17 protein-coding genes are annotated in these 16,016 nt (G+C 67.1%); 6 read left to right on the top strand and 11 right to left on the bottom strand.

Annotated features, from left to right (window positions below; genetic code table 11):
• The 5 genes from NGR01S_RS07095 to hsaA form a co-directional block, all read right to left on the bottom strand.
• On the bottom strand, window positions 1-213 hold the full coding sequence (locus NGR01S_RS07095) for a type II toxin-antitoxin system VapB family antitoxin (RefSeq protein WP_063035391.1): 213 nt from the start codon (window positions 211-213) through the stop codon (window positions 1-3).
• 74 nt (window positions 214-287) lie between these two features.
• Complete coding sequence (gene hsaB, locus NGR01S_RS07100) at window positions 288-911, bottom strand: 3-hydroxy-9,10-secoandrosta-1,3,5(10)-triene-9,17-dione monooxygenase reductase subunit (RefSeq protein ID WP_063035392.1); 624 nt, start codon at window positions 909-911, stop codon at window positions 288-290.
• A 92-nt stretch (window positions 912-1,003) separates the two neighbouring features.
• The gene (gene hsaC, locus NGR01S_RS07105; protein ID WP_063035393.1) at window positions 1,004-1,903 is read right to left on the bottom strand and encodes an iron-dependent extradiol dioxygenase HsaC; all 900 of its coding nucleotides are present in this window, start codon (window positions 1,901-1,903) and stop codon (window positions 1,004-1,006) included.
• Between the two features lie 2 nt (window positions 1,904-1,905).
• The gene (gene hsaD / locus NGR01S_RS07110) at window positions 1,906-2,784 is read right to left on the bottom strand and encodes a 4,5:9,10-diseco-3-hydroxy-5,9,17-trioxoandrosta-1(10),2-diene-4-oate hydrolase (RefSeq protein ID WP_063035394.1); all 879 of its coding nucleotides are present in this window, start codon (window positions 2,782-2,784) and stop codon (window positions 1,906-1,908) included.
• Window positions 2,784-3,947: a 3-hydroxy-9,10-secoandrosta-1,3,5(10)-triene-9,17-dione monooxygenase oxygenase subunit gene (gene hsaA / locus NGR01S_RS07115; protein WP_063035395.1), complete on the bottom strand. Its 1,164-nt coding sequence runs from the start codon at window positions 3,945-3,947 to the stop codon at window positions 2,784-2,786. The genes hsaD and hsaA overlap by 1 nt, the downstream gene beginning before the upstream one ends.
• A gap of 214 nt (window positions 3,948-4,161) precedes the next feature.
• Between hsaA and NGR01S_RS07120 the strand changes: the two genes are divergently transcribed.
• The 4 genes from NGR01S_RS07120 to NGR01S_RS07135 all read left to right on the top strand — a co-directional run bounded on the left by NGR01S_RS07120 (window position 4,162) and on the right by NGR01S_RS07135 (window position 6,460).
• Complete coding sequence (locus tag NGR01S_RS07120; RefSeq protein WP_063035396.1) at window positions 4,162-5,376, top strand: 3-ketosteroid-9-alpha-monooxygenase, oxygenase component; 1,215 nt, start codon at window positions 4,162-4,164, stop codon at window positions 5,374-5,376.
• Between the two features lies 1 nt (window position 5,377).
• Window positions 5,378-5,707: a hypothetical protein gene (locus NGR01S_RS07125; RefSeq protein WP_063035397.1), complete on the top strand. Its 330-nt coding sequence runs from the start codon at window positions 5,378-5,380 to the stop codon at window positions 5,705-5,707.
• A 124-nt stretch (window positions 5,708-5,831) separates the two neighbouring features.
• Entirely contained in the window at window positions 5,832-6,089 is a 258-nt protein-coding gene (locus NGR01S_RS07130; RefSeq protein WP_063035398.1) for a type II toxin-antitoxin system Phd/YefM family antitoxin, read from the top strand.
• Window positions 6,086-6,460 carry a type II toxin-antitoxin system VapC family toxin gene (locus tag NGR01S_RS07135; protein WP_063035399.1) on the top strand — a complete coding sequence of 125 codons (375 nt, stop codon included), beginning with the start codon at window positions 6,086-6,088 and terminating at the stop codon, window positions 6,458-6,460. Before NGR01S_RS07130 ends, NGR01S_RS07135 begins: the two co-directional genes overlap by 4 nt.
• A 122-nt stretch (window positions 6,461-6,582) precedes the next feature.
• Here NGR01S_RS07135 and rsgA read toward each other — a convergent pair whose 3' ends face one another.
• From rsgA to NGR01S_RS07165, 6 genes are all read right to left on the bottom strand, one after another.
• Window positions 6,583-7,629 (bottom strand): ribosome small subunit-dependent GTPase A, encoded by a 1,047-nt coding sequence (gene rsgA / locus NGR01S_RS07140; RefSeq protein ID WP_063035400.1) that lies wholly within the window; start codon window positions 7,627-7,629, stop codon window positions 6,583-6,585.
• Between the two features lie 328 nt (window positions 7,630-7,957).
• The gene (locus NGR01S_RS07145; protein ID WP_063035401.1) at window positions 7,958-9,010 is read right to left on the bottom strand and encodes an acyl-CoA dehydrogenase family protein; all 1,053 of its coding nucleotides are present in this window, start codon (window positions 9,008-9,010) and stop codon (window positions 7,958-7,960) included.
• Between the two features lie 55 nt (window positions 9,011-9,065).
• The gene (locus NGR01S_RS07150) at window positions 9,066-10,100 is read right to left on the bottom strand and encodes an acyl-CoA dehydrogenase family protein (protein WP_063035402.1); all 1,035 of its coding nucleotides are present in this window, start codon (window positions 10,098-10,100) and stop codon (window positions 9,066-9,068) included.
• Window positions 10,097-11,236 (bottom strand): acyl-CoA dehydrogenase family protein, encoded by a 1,140-nt coding sequence (locus NGR01S_RS07155; protein WP_063035403.1) that lies wholly within the window; start codon window positions 11,234-11,236, stop codon window positions 10,097-10,099. Before NGR01S_RS07155 ends, NGR01S_RS07150 begins: the two co-directional genes overlap by 4 nt.
• Window positions 11,237-12,151: an enoyl-CoA hydratase gene (locus NGR01S_RS07160; protein WP_063035404.1), complete on the bottom strand. Its 915-nt coding sequence runs from the start codon at window positions 12,149-12,151 to the stop codon at window positions 11,237-11,239. It lies immediately after the preceding gene.
• Window positions 12,151-13,716 carry a FadD3 family acyl-CoA ligase gene (locus tag NGR01S_RS07165; protein WP_063035405.1) on the bottom strand — a complete coding sequence of 522 codons (1,566 nt, stop codon included), beginning with the start codon at window positions 13,714-13,716 and terminating at the stop codon, window positions 12,151-12,153. The genes NGR01S_RS07160 and NGR01S_RS07165 overlap by 1 nt, the downstream gene beginning before the upstream one ends.
• 192 nt (window positions 13,717-13,908) lie before the next feature.
• Between NGR01S_RS07165 and NGR01S_RS30825 the strand changes: the two genes are divergently transcribed.
• Together NGR01S_RS30825 and NGR01S_RS07175 are read left to right on the top strand one after the other, a co-directional pair.
• Window positions 13,909-15,069 carry an acyl-CoA dehydrogenase family protein gene (locus NGR01S_RS30825; RefSeq protein WP_063035669.1) on the top strand — a complete coding sequence of 387 codons (1,161 nt, stop codon included), beginning with the start codon at window positions 13,909-13,911 and terminating at the stop codon, window positions 15,067-15,069.
• Window positions 15,066-15,863, top strand: a complete 798-nt coding sequence (locus tag NGR01S_RS07175) for an SDR family oxidoreductase (RefSeq protein ID WP_063035406.1) — start codon at window positions 15,066-15,068, stop codon at window positions 15,861-15,863. Before NGR01S_RS30825 ends, NGR01S_RS07175 begins: the two co-directional genes overlap by 4 nt.
• Window positions 15,864-16,016 lie beyond the last annotated feature (153 nt).

A 16,016-nucleotide genomic window follows, 5' to 3' on the forward strand; every position in this document is an offset into this window, starting at 1 on the left:
TCAGGCCGCGCCCTGGCCGGCCGACGGATCGACTGGACCGGTCAGGTCCGGGAGCCCGCCTGCACCGACCCAGTCGAGGAAGGATTGGCGCCGACGGCGCTTGATCGCGTCCTCGAGGGCGGCATTCACGGTCGCGACCTTGGTCGTCGTTCCGAAAATCTCGGCTGCGGCGGCCAACTTTTCGTCGTCTAGATCAATGACGGTTCGTGCCATGGGCGTATCACCTCCTGATATCGGAACACCTCAGATGATATCTTATATGCCCGAAGTTGATATCATTTGGCCGCCTACAACCAGGTGTCCAGGGTCGTGGTGGTGAGGAAGTGGTCGAGATCGGCGCGCCAGGGGGCCGGGGTGGTCTTCTCCGGTTCGATGGCGGTGTACTGGCCCCGGTAGAACAGCAGCGGGCGGCCGTTGGTGGCGGCGGGAGTCTCCGACATGGCCAGGACGCGGCCGATGACGATGAAATGGTCGCCACCGTCGACCACGCTGTCCACCCGGCATTCGATGGTGGCCAAAGAGTTGTCGAGCCGGGGCAGGCCGAGATCGGAGGTGTGCCAGTCGGTTCCGGCGAACTTGTCCGGTTCGCGGGAGCCGAATTTCGCGCAGACCGGCTGCTGTTCCTCGGCGAGTACGTTCACACAGAACCGGCCGTTGGCCTCGATGGCGGCCCAGGACCGCGAACCCTTGGTCGGGCAGAACAGCACCAGGGGTGGTTCGAGGGAGAGGGCGGCGAAGGACTGGCAGGCGAAACCGATGGGGGTTTCGTCGTCGGTGAGCGTGGTGATGACCGTGATGCCGGTGCAGAACTGCCCGAGGATATTGCGGAACTGCCGGGGGTCGATGGTGGCCTGCTCCGCGGCCGCGTCGCCCGCGCCGTCGGCCGGATCCGCTGGTGCCGTCACGTTCATACCGTCCTCGCCTCGTTCATGGAGCTGCCGGCGGACGGACCGCCGGATTCAGCCGGACCCGATGCGAGTATCGCACCGGGTCCGGCCGGAGATCACTTGAAACCCACGGAGAAATCGTGGCCCCACAGGCTCACCGCGGTGGATTCCCGGGCGATCCAGCTGTGGTCGTCGACTTCCAGCCCCTCGCAGCCGAATTCGACGTCGAACCCGCCGGGAGTCTTCATATAGAACGACAGCATCTTGTCGTTGATGTGCCGGCCCAGGGTGGCCGACATCTTCACCTTCTTGCGCATGGCCCGGTCCAGGCACAGGCCGACATCGTCGGAGTTCTCCACCTCGACCATGAGGTGGACGATGCCGGTCGGGTTGGGTAGCGGCAGGAACGCGAGCGCGTGGTGGCGTGGATTGCAGCCGTAGAACCGCAGCCACGCCGGGTCGCCGTCCTCGGGCCGACCCACCAGTTGCGGCGGCAGGCGCATCGAATCGCGCAGCCGGAAGCCGAGTACGTCCTGGTAGAACGCCTGTGCCGCGGCATCGTCGTGGCAGGTCAGGACGACATGGCCCAGGCCCTGTTCGGCGGTGACGAATTTGTGGCCGTACGGGCTGACGAACCGCCGACCGAGGTACTGCGCGCCGTAGAACGCCTCCAGGGTGTTGTCGGAAGGATCCCGGAAGCGGATCATCCCTTCGACCCGGCGCTCGGCGAGTTCCTCCTTGGTGCCTTCCTCGAAGTCGACGCCGTTCTTCTCCAGCGTCTCCCGGAGGCGTTGTAGCGCGGGCCCGTCGGTGACCTCCCAGCCCGAGACCAGCAACCGGTCCTTCTCACCCGGCACGATCACCAAGCGGGCGGCGAAATCATCCATCCGGAGATAGAGCGCGTCGGGGTTGTTCCCGTCGCCTTCCATCATGCCGAGCACTTTCAGCCCGTACTCGCGCCAGGCCGCCATATCGGTGGCCTCGATACGCATGTAGCCGAGGGCCTTGATACTCATCGTCATTTCTCCTTGACGCCGAGCAGGAAATCGGTGGCCAGCCGGTTGAATTCGGCGAACTTCTCCAGCTGTGCCCAGTGCCCGCACCCGCCGAATACGTGTAATTGTGCGCGCGGGATGCTCTTGAGTGCCACCAGAGCGCCGTCGAGCGGATTCACCCGGTCCTCGCGACCCCAGATCAGCAGGACCGGCTGGCGCAATTTGTACGCGTCCCGCCAGAGCATGCCCTTCTCGAAATCGGCGCTCGCGAAGGATTTGCCCATGGCCCGGGTGGCCGCGAGCGCCTCGGGGGTGCTCGCGGAGGCGAAACGCTCTTCGATCAGTTCGTCGGTGACCAGGGACTGGTCGAACACCATGATCCGTAGGAACGCCTCGAGATTCTCCCTGGTGGGTTCGTAGTTGAACTTGCCCAGCAGTTTGACGCCTTCGGTGGGATCGGGGGCGAACAGGTTGGTACTCAGCCCGCCCGGACCCATCAGGATCAGTTTCCCGGCGCGATCGGGATGGTCGAGCGCGAAACGCACCGCCGCGCCGCCGCCGAGCGAATTGCCCAGCAGATGGACCCGGTCGGTGATCTCCAGGGTGTCGAGCAGATCCTTCAGCGCCGAGGAGCTGTGTACGAAGTACTGCGGGTGCTCGATCGGCTTGTCGGACTTTCCGTACCCGGGCTGATCGACCGCGATCACGTGGAAATCGCGGGCGAGTACCGGGATGTTGCGGGAGAAGTTCGACCACGAGGACGCGCCCGGGCCGCCGCCGTGCAGCAGCACGATAGTGGGGCCGTTGCCCACGCCGGCCTCGTGGTAATGCAGTTTCAGATCCGGACGAACCTGGGCGAATCGCGAGGTGGATTCGTAGGTGAGTTCGGCGGTCGAGGTCATCACACCATCCCGTCGGAAACCGGCAGCCCGAATTCGTGCGTGCCGTACATGACGTAGGCGCGCTCGGGATCGTTGGAGGCGTGCACGCGCCCGGCGTGGGCATCGCGCCAGAACCGCTGCAGCGGGGTGCCGTTCACCAGGGCGGTGGCACCCGAGCTCTCGAACAATTTATCGATCGAGGCGATGGCCCGGCCGGTCGCGCGGACCTGGTCGCGCCGGGCGCGTACGCGCAGGTCGAACGGAATTTCCTTGCCCTCGAGCAGCAGTGCGTATTCGTCGGCCACATTGCCCGACAGCTGACGCCAGGCGGCATCGATATCGCTGGAGGCCTCGGCGATCCGGACCTTGGTGAACGGATCCTCTTTCGCCTTCTCCCCGGCGTACGCCGCGCGCAGCCGCTTGCCCTGGTGCTCGACGTGAGCTTCGTAGGCGCCGTATGCCATACCGACGATCGGCGCGGAGATGGTGGTGGGGTGGATGGTGCCCCACGGCATCTTGTACACGGGATCGGTATTGCGCTCCAGGCCCGGCGATTTCAGATCGTTCATGGTCTTGTAGCTGAGGAACCGGTGCGTGGGTACGAAAACGTCCTGCACCACGAGCGTGTTCGAACCGGTGCCGCGCAGGCCGACCACGTTCCAGACGTCGTCGATGTCGTATTCGGAGCGGGGGATCAGGAAGCTGCCGAAATCGACCGGTTTGCCGTTCTTGATCACCGGTCCGCCGACGAAGGTCCAGTCTGCGTGCCCGGAGCCCGATGACCAGGCCCACGAGCCGCTGACCCGGTAGCCGCCGTCGACGACGGTGCCGGCCCCCATGGGCGCGTAGGACGAGGAGATCCGCACATCGGTGTTCTCGCCCCACACTTCTTCCTGGGCCTCTTGGCCGAACAGCGCCAGGTGCCAGTTGTGCACGCCGATGATCCCGGCGACCCAGCCGGTGGAGCCGCAGGCGCTGGCGATCTTGCGGACCGTGTCGTAGAAGACGACCGGGTCCGCAGCGTGCCCGCCCCACTGTTTCGGCTGCAGCAACCGGAAGAAACCGGCTTCCTGCAGGTCCTTGATCGATTCCTCGGGAATCTGCCGAAGGTCTTCGGCCTCCTGTGCGCGGGCGCGCAGCGTGGGCAACAGCGCCTCGACCCGCATCGTCACTTCTCGCGTCATCTCCGGCCCCTGCTCCTGCCTGGTCGTCTACTAACCGGTGGTCATCTGCTCGGCGCAGAATTTACCTCTGAGACTAGAACAGGTTCTTGTTCATGTCGAGAACCGGTGTCGATAGGCTGCATGTATGCGACATGTGCTGGATGTGGCGTGAATCGCTGGCGTTCGGGGCGTCAGTTTTGTAACGTGTTCTAGTACAGCAGGAGGAGGAATTGCGATGGCAGCAACCACGCCGGGCGGTGCGAAGGTCCGGGAGCTCGACGTCGGGTCGGTTCCCACCCGGTACGCGCGCGGATGGCATTGCCTGGGGTTGGCGCAGAATTTCCGGGACGGCAAACCGCATTCGGTGCAAGCGTTCGGAACCAAACTGGTGATCTGGGCCGACAGTGCCGGCGAATTGCACGTGCTCGACGCCTACTGCCGGCATATGGGCGGTGATCTCAGCATGGGTGAGATCAAGGGCGACGACGTCGCCTGCCCGTTCCACGACTGGCGCTGGGGTGCGAACGGCAAATGCACGTCCATCCCCTACGCGCGGCGGGTCCCGCCGCTGGCGCGCACCCGGCGCTGGACCACCCTCGAGCGCAACGGTCAGCTCTTCGTCTGGCACGACCACGAACGCAACGAACCGCCGCCCGAGGTCACCATCCCTTATATCGAGGGCCCCTATACCGATGCCGACGGCAACCCGGTGGAGGAACTCGACAGTGGCTGGACGGAGTGGACCTGGAACTCGTTGCTGATCGAGGGCGCGAACTGCCGTGAGATCATCGACAACGTCGTGGATATGGCCCACTTCTTCTATATCCACTACGCCTTCCCCACCTTCTTCAAGAACGTTTTCGAGGGGCATGTCGCCACTCAGTTCCTGGAGACCAAGGGTCGGCCCGATATCGGGATGGGCGCCAAGTACGCCGGCGATCAGCTCCTGAAATCGGAGGCCTCGTACTTCGGGCCCTCATACATGATCAACCCCCTGGTCAACAGCTACGGCGGTTACGAGATCACGGTCAACCTGATCAACTGCCACTACCCGGTGACGCAGGATTCGTTCATGTTGCAGTGGGGCCTGACCGTCGAGAAGCCGAAGGGCCTCGACGACGAGACCGCGCAGAACCTCGCGAAGACCATGGCCGATTTCTTCGGCGACGGCTTCCTGCAGGACGTGGAGATCTGGAAGCACAAGTCCAAGGTCGAGAATCCGCTGCTCTGCGAGGAAGACGGCCCGGTCTACCAGCTGCGGCGCTGGTATGACCAGTTCTACGTCGACGTCGCCGAGGTGACCGAGAAGATGACCCAGCGGTTCGAATTCGAGGTCGACACCGCCAAGGCGAACGAAGCGTGGGAAGCCGAGGTCGAAGAGAACCTGCGGCGTAAGCGTGAACAAGAGGCGGCCGCGGCGGACGCCGACCAAGCGGAGGCAGGAGTCTGATATGACCCGCTGGGCCAAGGCACCCGACTTCGCCGACCAGCCCGCCCGGCAGGCCGCGGTGCGGGCCCAGACGGTCGTGGACCAGCAGCGATACCTGGAGGACGGCCTGACACCGCTGCGGTGTCAGGCTTGCGACGCCGCGGTGCGGGTCCGTAAGAGCAGCTCCCGGCAGACCTCGGTGCAGTGGGCCGAGAACCCGGCCGTCCGCTGCCCGGTTTTCGCTGAACTCAGCAGCAAGGGGTACGGGCCCGGGCGGCCGGATACCTGTGAGCGTTTGCAGAAGACCATCAAATGGGCTGTCGACGAAGGGTTGCTCGAGGTGCCGGAGTAGCCGTCCGGAACCAGGCGGCCTGGAACGGCCGAGGTGTCTCACCGGCGACATCCCTTCTGTGGAGTCGCACGGACGCTGTGCTGGGACACCTCAGTGGGCTAACCTGTTAGCTAAGGAGGTGTCCATGGCAAGCAGCGCGGCAGAGCAGTTCAATATCCACGAGGCGAAGACAAACCTGTCCCGCATCTTAGAGCGGGTGGAACGCGGCGAGGAGATCGTGATCAGCCGGGCCGGGCATCCGGTAGCCAAGGTGGTGCCGCTGGTCCGGCGAGCGGACCGTACCGGTCGTGGGTCGCTCCGTGGAACCCTTGTGCTGGAATCGGATTGGGATTCCGATGAGACGAACGAGGCGATAGCCGACGAGTTCGGTATCTCGCGATGAGCTTGTTGCTCGATACCCATGTGGTTCTGTGGTGGCTCGCGGACGATCCCACGCTCAGCGGCGAAATGAAGGATCGGCTCGATCACGACCCGGATGTTTTCGTAAGTGCTGCATCCGTCTGGGAGGTGGCGATAAAGCAGGCAGGTGGCAAGCTGGGCGGACCGGCCGACCTTCCGGAGCGCGTGCGTGACAGTGGATTCAATGTGTTGCGCATCGATGCAGAACACGCCATCGCCGCCGGTCGGATGCCACTGATCCACCGCGACCCGTTCGACCGCATGCTGTTGGCGCAAGCCAGTTCGGAAGGCTTGGTGCTGGCCACCCGCGACCCGTGGTGTCAGAAATACGAGGTACCGACACTGGCGGTCTGACGGGCTACAGTCCGCGCCAGGGCGCAGCGTGAAAGAGCGCCGGTTGCATGGCTACGACCGCTTCCAGAAATCTGGAAGCGGTCGTATTTCATTTTGTGGATCGGACCGTATCGGCCGTGTGGTCAGGGCCGGGAGCCGCGCTCGCGATACATGCGCCGCTGTTCCTTGGCGATACCCCGCCACACCTTCTCGCGCTCGGCCTGGAGCCGTTTGTCCGACCGCGCTTCCATCCAGGCGTTCTCCTTGCCCAGTTTGCGATAGCTGCGCACCCGCCGTTCCGGTATCTCGCCGGATTCGACGGCCGCGCGGACGGCGCAACCCGGTTCGGCGTCGTGGGCGCAGTCGGCGAACCGGCAGTCGGTGGCGAGTTCCTCGATATCGCTGAAGGTCCGGCTGATGCCTTCGGCCGCGTCCCACAGTCCGACACCCCGCAGTCCGGGGGTGTCGATGAGGGTGCCGCCGGTGGGCAGCGGACGCAGTTCGCGGTGCACCGTGGTGTGCCGGCCCTTCTTGTCGGCCGCGCGCACCGTGTCGGTGGCGAAGACCTCCGCGCCGAGCAGTGCGTTGGCGAGTGTGGACTTACCCGCACCGGACGGTCCCAATAGAACCACCGTGCCGCTCAGTACCGCGACCAGTACATCGAGGCCGAGTTCGGCGGTCGCGCTGACCGCCAGCACCGGGGCACCCGGTGCCACGGCACGGACCTCGTCGAGCGGTAGATGCTCGGTGGTATCCGCCTTGGTGAGTACGACCACGGGCTGGGCGCCGCTTTCCCAGACCAGGGCGAGCATCCGTTCGACGCGCCCCAGATCCACGTCGCCGTCGGCGGGCGCGCAGATCAGCACGGTATCGACATTGGCGGCCAGTACCTGACTCTCCGATCGCCCGGACGCGGTGGAACGGGTGATGGCGGTCCGGCGGGGCAGCCGGGCCCGGATGTGTGAGCGAGCATCCAGGCTCACCCAGTCGCCGGTGCACAGACCGCTCACCGAAGAGTCCGCGCGCGGGCAGGTGGCCCTCGCGGGCCCGGTGGGGGTCACCACATCGCATTCGCCACGATCCATCCGGATGATGCGGGCGGGGACGCATTCGCCATCGAGGAGCGGGAGGTACTGCTCGGCTACGTTTTCTGTCCAGCCGAAAGGGACGAGCGGGTCGAAGTCGACCATGAGGGAGGAAGTCCTTCGTCGGGCGCCGAGCCCGACCGGGCTCAGCGAGTGGAGTTCGAGAGGGAGAACGACGGGGCGGTACGAACCGGTGCGGTTCGCCGCGCCACGGCAATCCGGGCGACCGTCACGTTCTCCACCTCCTTCACGACTCGCTGTTGCCGGTTACTTTCACACGGCGCAAGCGCCCACGCAATTCCTTTTTCCACACCGCATGCCACCGCTGCCCACGAAGACGCGGTGGCCGCCTCCGATCGCGTAATCGCCGAGCCGGGTTCGCGCAGCTCGACGATCCATGCGGCTTCGTCCCGGCCGTGCGGCCCGCGAGTGCTCAGCTGTTGACCAGCGGGCGCCGCGGCACGCCGAAGAGTTCGGCATCGCCATGGGCGCGTTTGAAGTACAGCTGCGCGTCGTGTTCCCAGGTGATGGCGATACCGCCGTGCAACTGGATGGTTTCCGCGGCGATGGTGGAGAACGATTCGGAGCACTGCCGGCGGGCGACCCAGACGTCCTCGGCGGCCGACGGAGTGTTCTCGGCCACCGCGAAGCCGGCGGCGAGGGCGGCCGATCTCGCCGACTCCGCGAGTACGTACATATCGGCCATCCGGTGCTTGAGGGCCTGGAAACTGCCGATGGCCCGGCCGAACTGCACCCGCGATTTGGTGTACTCGACCGTGGCCTCCAGGCAGTATTCGGCCGCGCCGACCTGTTCGGCGGCGACCGCGGCCCACGCGACCCGGTGCAGCCGCTCGATGATCGGGGCGGGATCCGCGTCGCCCAGCCGGCGCGCGGGCGTCGCGGTGAACGAGATCTCCGACAGTGCGCGGGAGGGGTCCATGGCGGCGACCCGGTTCCGTTCGACACCGTCGGCCGTCGGGTCCACCTCGAAGAGGCCGGATTCGGTGACCACGATCAGGGTGTCGGCGATGGTGCCGTCGAGCACGTAGTGGGCCGTACCGTCGAGGGTTTCCCCCTCGGCCCGCACCCCGAAGTCGTCCCAGCCATGGGCCGAGGCCCAGCAGACGGCGAGGGTGCGGCGGCCCTCGGCGACCTCGGGCAGCAGCCGCGCGCAGGCCTCGTGGTCACCGGAGAGCAGCACAGCCTGCGCACCCAGTACCGCCGAGCCCAGCATCGGTACATCGGTGAGTGTCCGGCCGAGTTCGCCGACGACCAGCAGGGATTCGACCAGGCCCGCGCCGAACCCGCCGAACTCCTCGGGCACGGACAGCGCGGCCACGCCGACCTGTTCGCACAACTGCGCCCACAGTTGCGGGTCGTAGCCCAGATCGGTGTCCATGGCCTTGCGGATACCGGCCCGCGCGTCCCGTTTGGCCAGCAGTCCCCGGACCGCCGCCACCAGCTCCTGCTGTTCCTCGCTGATCATCTTTTCTCCCGTGATTTCGGACGGATACCGGCAGCGCAACCCGCCGGTTCTCCGGTCAGGTGAGCGTGCCGGCCGGATCCGCGGCGGGCCCGGTGCGCAGCGCCTCGGCGATCCGGCCGCGGTGCAGGTCCGGGGTGCCCCAGGCGGTGCGCAGGGCGGTGACCCGGGTCAGCCACAGCGACAGTTCGTATTCGGCGGTGTAGCCGATGGCGCCGTGTACCTGCAGGGCCGCGCGGGCCGCTCGGTAGGCGGCGTCGGCGCAGGCGACGGCCGCGGCGGAGGTGTCGCGGGCCCGGTTGGCCGTCGCGGTGGTCAACGCAGCCCGGTACAGCAACGGTTCGGCGAGGTCGAGACCGATGAGGACATCGGCCAGTTTCTGTTTGACCGCCTGGAATTCACCGATCGGGCGACCGAACTGTTTGCGCTGTTTGACGTAGTCGGTCGACGCGTCGAGCAGCGCCTTGCCCGCGCCCAGCAGTTGGGCCGCGTTGGCCAGGGCGCCGGCGTCGAAGGCGGCAGCGACCGCCTCGGTGGCGCCCGGCCCCTCGGCGAGGAGTTCGTCTGTCTCGACCGTGCACAGCCGGCGTGCGGGATCCACCGAGCGCACCGATTCGCCGACCCGTCCCGTGCCGATCCGGTCACCGTCGGCCACGAGTACGAGATCGGCCCGGTCGGCGTCCACGGCGATCGCCCGGCCGTCCGTACCGGTGAAGGCGACGGTGGCCGACACCGTGCCCTCGGAGATCCCCGGCAACCAGCGCCGGGCGGGTTCGGGGTCCGTGGCGGCGAGCGTCTGGAGCAGCGCGGGGACGGCGGCCGCCGACTCCACCAGCGGCCCGGGTGCCGCGGCGCGGCCGATCTCGACGAAGGCCACCACCTGATCCAGCGGTTCGGCGTCGAGACCGCCGAACTCCTCGGTGATGGTCAGTCCGAACGCTCCCGCTGCGGCCAGCTGTTCGATCAGTGCCCGGCCGGGCGCCGGATCGCCGGCGCTCCACGCCCGTACCGCGGCGGTCGTGGAACCGGACTCGAACAGTTTGCGGATACTGGCACCGAAGTCCTGCTGCTCCGGGCTGAGCGCGAATCTCATCGATTACTTCCCCTCGGTAGGCCGAGGAGCCGCTCGGCGATGATGTTGCGTTGGATCTCGTTGGTGCCGGCGTAGATCGGGCCCGACAGCGAGAACAGGTAGCCGTCGGTCCAGCGGCTCGCCTGCTCGGCTTCGGATCCGAGCAGGTCCAGTGCGGTTTCGTGCATGGCGATATCGAGCTCGGACCAGAACACCTTGGTGATCGACGATTCGGCGCCGAGCTTGCCGCCCTGGTCGAGCCGCGTGACCGTCCCGAAGGTGTGCAGCCGGTAGGCCTCGCTGCCGAGCCAGGCGTCCACCACGGCGTCCCGGGCCGCGGTGCCGGTATCGCCGCGTTCGGTCCACAGGTCGATCAGCCGCTGGGCGGTCGCGCTGAACCGGCCGGGGCTGCGCAGCGAGAGACCGCGCTCATTACTGGAGGTGCTCATGGCGACCCGCCAGCCCTCGTTGGGCGCGCCGATCACATCGCTGTCGGGAACGAAGACATCGTCGAGGAAGATCTCCGCGAAACCGGGCTCGCCGTCGAGCTGGGGGATCGGGCGTACCGTGACGCCGTCGGCGTCGAGCGGGAACATCAGGTAGGTGAGGCCGCGGTGTCGTTCGGCGGCGGGGTCGCTGCGGAACAGGCCGAACGCCCGGTCGGCGAACGCCGCCCGGGAACTCCAGGTCTTCTGGCCGCTGAGCACCCAGCCGCCTTCGGTACGCCGGGCGGTGGAGCGGATACCGGCCAGATCGCTACCGGCCTCCGGCTCCGACCAGGCCTGGGCCCAGATATCGTCGCCGCGGGCCATCCGTGGCATGATCCGCTCCAGCTGTTCGGGGGTGCCGTGCTCGAACAGGGTGGGGGCCAGCAGGAAGATACCGTTCTGACTCACCCGGCCCGGGGCGCCCGCCGCGTAGTACTCCTGCTCGAAGAGCACCCATTCCAGCAGCGACGCGTCCCGCCCACCGAACTCGCGCGGCCACGACACCACCGACAGCCGGGCCTCGGCCAGGGTGCGTTCCCAGGCGCGATGGGCTTCGAAACCGGCCTCGGTGTCCATGGACGGTAGCGGTTCCGCGGGCACGTTCGCGGCCAGGAATTCGCGGACCTCCCGCTGGAATTCCCGGGTACCTTCGTCGAGATCGAGATCCATTCAGTCTTTCCCGTCCGTGCTCTTCGCGTCGGCCGAAGCCGCCTGCGCTTTCATGGTTCTGGCGTTCATACCGCCCAGGGAATCCGCCCCGACCTCGGCATTGTGCGCGTGCGCGAAATGGTGGAGTCCGAACACCGAATCCATTCCGGCGCGCATCCCCATGAGATCTTCGGACTGGTTGACCGCTTTCTTCGTCAACGCCAGCCCGAACTGCGGCATGGCGGAGATCTTCTCGGCCAGCGCCATGGTCTCCGATTCCAGGTCGGCGCGCGGCACGACCCGGTTGACCATGCCCCACTCCTTGGCCTGCGCGGCATCGAACCGGTCACCGGTGTACAGGAACTCCTTGGCGGCCCGGGGGCCCATCACCCATGGGTGGGCGAAGTATTCGACACCCGGAATCCCCATGCGCACCACAGGGTCGGAGAAGAACGCGTCGTCGGCGGCGATGATCAGATCGCAGACCCAGGCCAGCATGAGCCCGCCCGCGATACAGGCGCCCTGCACCATCGCGATGGTCGGCTTGGGGATCTCCCGCCAGCGGCGGCACATCCCCAGATACACCTCCATCTCACGGGCGAAACGCTGGTCACCGCCGGGGCGATCGATATGGTCCCACCACAGCGCGGCTTTGTTCTGGTACTTCACATGGTGGTCGCGTCCCGGGGTGCCCAGGTCGTGACCGGCGCTGAAGTGCTTCCCGTTCCCGGCCAGCACGATGACCTTGACCTCGGGGTCCTCGACCGCCCGCTCGAACGCGGCGTCGATCGCATAGGTCATCACCGAGTTCTGGGCATTGCGGTAGTCGGGCCGGTTCAAGGTGACGACCGCGATCGCGCCGCGGCGTTCGTAGGTCACCACATCGGGTTCGAAGGGAATGCTCCCGGCGGGTTTGGCGGCAGGGCTGTCCGGCATTACGAATTCTCCTCACGTAGCTGGCGTTTGAGCACCTTGCCGCTGGCGTTGTAGGGCAATTCGTCGCGGAATTCGACGAATCGCGGCACCTTGAAATTGGCCAGTACCTTGGTGGCATAGGAGAACACCTGGTCCTCGCTGAGCGCGGTATCCGGTTTCCGGACGATATAGGCCTTGCCCACCTCACCCATCCGGGTATCGGGTACGCCGATCACCGCGACGACGGCGACACCGTCCAATCCGGCCAGCGACTGTTCGATCTCGGCCGGATACACATTGAAGCCACCGCTGACGTACATGTCCTTGAGCCGGTCGGTGATCTTCAGATAGCCGCGGTCGTCGACCACGCCGATATCACCGGTGTGTAACCAGCCGTCCGCGTCGATCGTCTTCGCGGTGCTTTCCGGATCGTCCAGATAACCGAGCATGACATTGGGTCCGCGCAGCAGCACCTCACCCGCGTCACTGAGTTTCAGCTCGAATCCGGCCATGGGGCGGCCGCTGGTGGCGGAGATGGTCTCGGCGTCGTCGTCGACCCGGCACATGGTGCCGAACCCGGTGGATTCCGAGAGCCCGTAGGCGGTGAGCACCACATCGAAGTCCAGTTCCCGGCGCATCCGTTCGACCAGGACGACCGGTACCGGCGCCGCGCCGGTGACGGCCACACGCAGGCTCGCCAGCCGGTACTCGCCGCGGTCCGGGAAATCCAGGATGGACTGGTAGATGGTGGGCGGGCCGGGCAGGACGGTGATCTGCTCCTGATCGATGAGCCGCATGGTGGTCGGTACATCGAAAATGATCTGCGGGATGATGGTCGCCCCGGTGAGCAGGCAGGCGATGATTCCGGCCTTGTAGCCGAAGCTGTGGAAGAACGGGTTGACGATCAGATAGTTGTCGTCGCTGTTCAGCGTCGAACATTCGGTCCAGCCGCGAACCGCGGACAGCGTCTGCCGGTGCGCGATCAGCACGCCTTTGCTGCGGCCGGTGGTGCCGGAGGTGAACAGGATGTCGGACAGGTCCTCGGGGCTGATGGATTCCGCGTGCTCCCGCGCCTGTTCGCGGCTCACTCCGGCACCGGCGGCCGCCAGCTCCGACCAGTTCAGCGCGTCCTCGACCGGCTCTTCGGCGCCTTCGACCGGGAGCACCACGACGGTATCGATCCGCAGGTCCGGCGCGGCCGCGCGCAACTCGGCGAGCCGGTCGCGTTTGAGGAAGGTGCCCGCGATGAACAGGCCCTTGGCGTCGACGCGCCGCAGCACGTCGGCGACCTCGTCGGCGACGTAGCGGGTGTTGAGCGGGACCAGTGTCGCGCCGGCGTAGTGGGCGCCGAGCGCCGCGAGCACCCAGTGATGGGTATTGGGCGACCAGATGGCCACACGGTCACCGGTCCGGATGCCGCGGGCGAGCAGGGCGCGGGCCACGTCCTGGACCTGTTCGAGCAGTTGGGTCCAGTCGAGCCGGATCGGCCCGTCGGCCAGTGCGGGCGCGGCGCCGTAGTTCTGGGCGGCGGCGTGCAGGGCCAGCGGAGTGGTCCGGTCCGTCGGGATGTGCGCAGGGGGTGTCACGGGTGTCCTCGATGTCGTGCGGCCGTGGGCGGTGCGCGGTCTGCGAGTTGCGGTCTACAAAGCAAGTGCTTGGTAGGTTATCCTACCGGCGTGGGTGCATTCCAGACCTCAGAATCCGGTACCGGTCGCGATGGCGGACGGCAATCGGCCGAACACGCCGCCGGGACGCGGCCGACGGCCGAACGGACCAGCGTGGCTGCCCTGAGCGACGGCGAATTCGCCGCGCAGGTGCGGAACTGGCTCGACGAGCAGCTCAGCGGTGAATTCCGGGAACTGCGCGGGCTCGGCGGACCCGGCCGCGAACACGAGGCATTCGACGAACGCCTGGACTGGGACCGCGCGCTGGCGGCCGCGGGCTGGACCTGCCTGGGTTGGCCGGTGGAGTACGGCGGTCGCGACGCGAGTGTCGCGCAGCAGATCATCTTCCACGAGGAGTACGCGAAGGCGAACGCGCCCGCGCGGGTCTCCCATGTGGGTGAGGAACTGCTCGGCCCGACCCTGCTGGCCTTCGGGACCGGCGCTCAGCGTGATCGTTTCCTGCCGGGGATCCGCACCGTCACCGAACTGTGGTGCCAGGGCTACTCGGAACCGGGCGCCGGCTCCGATCTCGCCGCCGTCTCCACCTCCGCCCGCCTGGATGGTGACCAGTGGTCGATCAACGGGCAGAAGATCTGGACCTCGCTGGCACATGTGGCCGACTGGTGCTTCGCGGTCTGCCGCACCGAACCGGGCTCGAAACGCCACAAAGGACTTTCGTACCTGCTGGTGCCGATGGATCAGCCCGGTATCGAGGTCCGGCCGATCGTGCAGCTCACCGGCACCTCCGAGTTCAACGAGGTGTTCTTCGACAACGCCCGCACCGATGCCGAGCTGGTGGTGGGCGAACCGGGCGACGGCTGGCGGGTCGCGATGGGCACGCTGAACGTCGAACGCGGTATCTCCACGCTCGGGCAGCAGATCCGTTTCGCCCGGGAACTCGCGGCGATCGAGAACCTCGCCCGCGAATCCGGCGCCCTCGACGATCCGCTGCTCGCGGACAAGATAGATCGTGCCTGGGTGGGGCTGCGGGTGCTGCGCGCCCACGCGCTGCGCACCATGGCCGAGACCGCCGACGACGGCGGCCAGGCCTCGGTGGGCAAACTGCTCTGGGCCAATTGGCATCGCGGGCTCGGCGAACTCGCCATGGCGGTGCGCGGCGCCGCCGGACTCGTCGCCGCGGACGGTGATCTCGACGAATGGCAGCGGCTGTATCTGTTCACCCGCGCCGACACGATCTACGGAGGTTCGAACGAAGTGCAGCGCAACATCATCTCCGAGCGGGTGCTCGGTCTGCCCCGCGAGGCCCGACAGTGAGCGGGCCGCTGTCGGTCGCGCCCCCGCAGACTGCGGCGCACAACCTGCTCACCGGTCGCCGGGCCGTGGTCACCGCGGCCGCCGGGACCGGGATCGGGTCCGCGACGGCGCGCCGGCTGCTCGCCGAAGGCGCCGACGTGGTGGTCTCGGACTGGCACGAACGGCGACTGGAGGCCACGCGCGCCGAGCTGTCCGCGGAATTCACCGATCGCAAGGTCGCCGCGATCGCCTGTGATGTCACCAGCACCGAACAGGTCGACGAACTGGTCCGCGGCGCGGCCGCGGCGCTGGGCGGCGTCGATATCTTCGTCAACAACGCCGGCCTCGGCGGCGAGACGCCGGTGGTCGATATGACCGACGAACAGTGGGATCGCGTCCTCGACATCACCCTCAACGGCACCTTCCGTTGCACCCGGGCCGCGCTGAACTATTTCCGCGACGCGAAACACGGCGGGGTGATCGTCAACAACGCGAGCGTGCTCGGTTGGCGGGCCCAGTACGGTCAGGCGCACTACGCCGCCGCGAAGGCCGGTGTGATGGCACTGACCAGGTGCAGCGCGGTCGAGGCGGCCGAGCTGGGGGTCCGGATCAACGCGGTGTCGCCGAGTATCGCCCGGCACGCCTTCCTGGACAAGACCAGCTCCAGTGAACTGCTCGACCGGCTCTCCGAGCGTGAGGCCTTCGGCCGGGCGGCCGAACCGTGGGAGGTCGCGGCCACCATCGCGATGCTCGCCAGCGACTACACCACCTACCTCACCGGCGAGGTCGTCTCGATCAGCAGCCAGCGCGCCTAAGCGCCCGCCCCAGCCGGTTGCCTCGGCCGGAGCCGATCCGCGGCGGCGCGGGTGGGCACCCGGCCGCCAGCGCGTTCATCGGCCGCGCGGTCATATCGGCGGACCAGGGTCGTGCCGCGACACGCACCGGTTCCTATGGGGTCGAGTCGGTTC

The organism is Nocardia grenadensis NBRC 108939 (assembly GCF_001613445.1).
Classification (GTDB): Bacteria; Actinomycetota; Actinomycetes; order Mycobacteriales; family Mycobacteriaceae; genus Nocardia; species Nocardia grenadensis.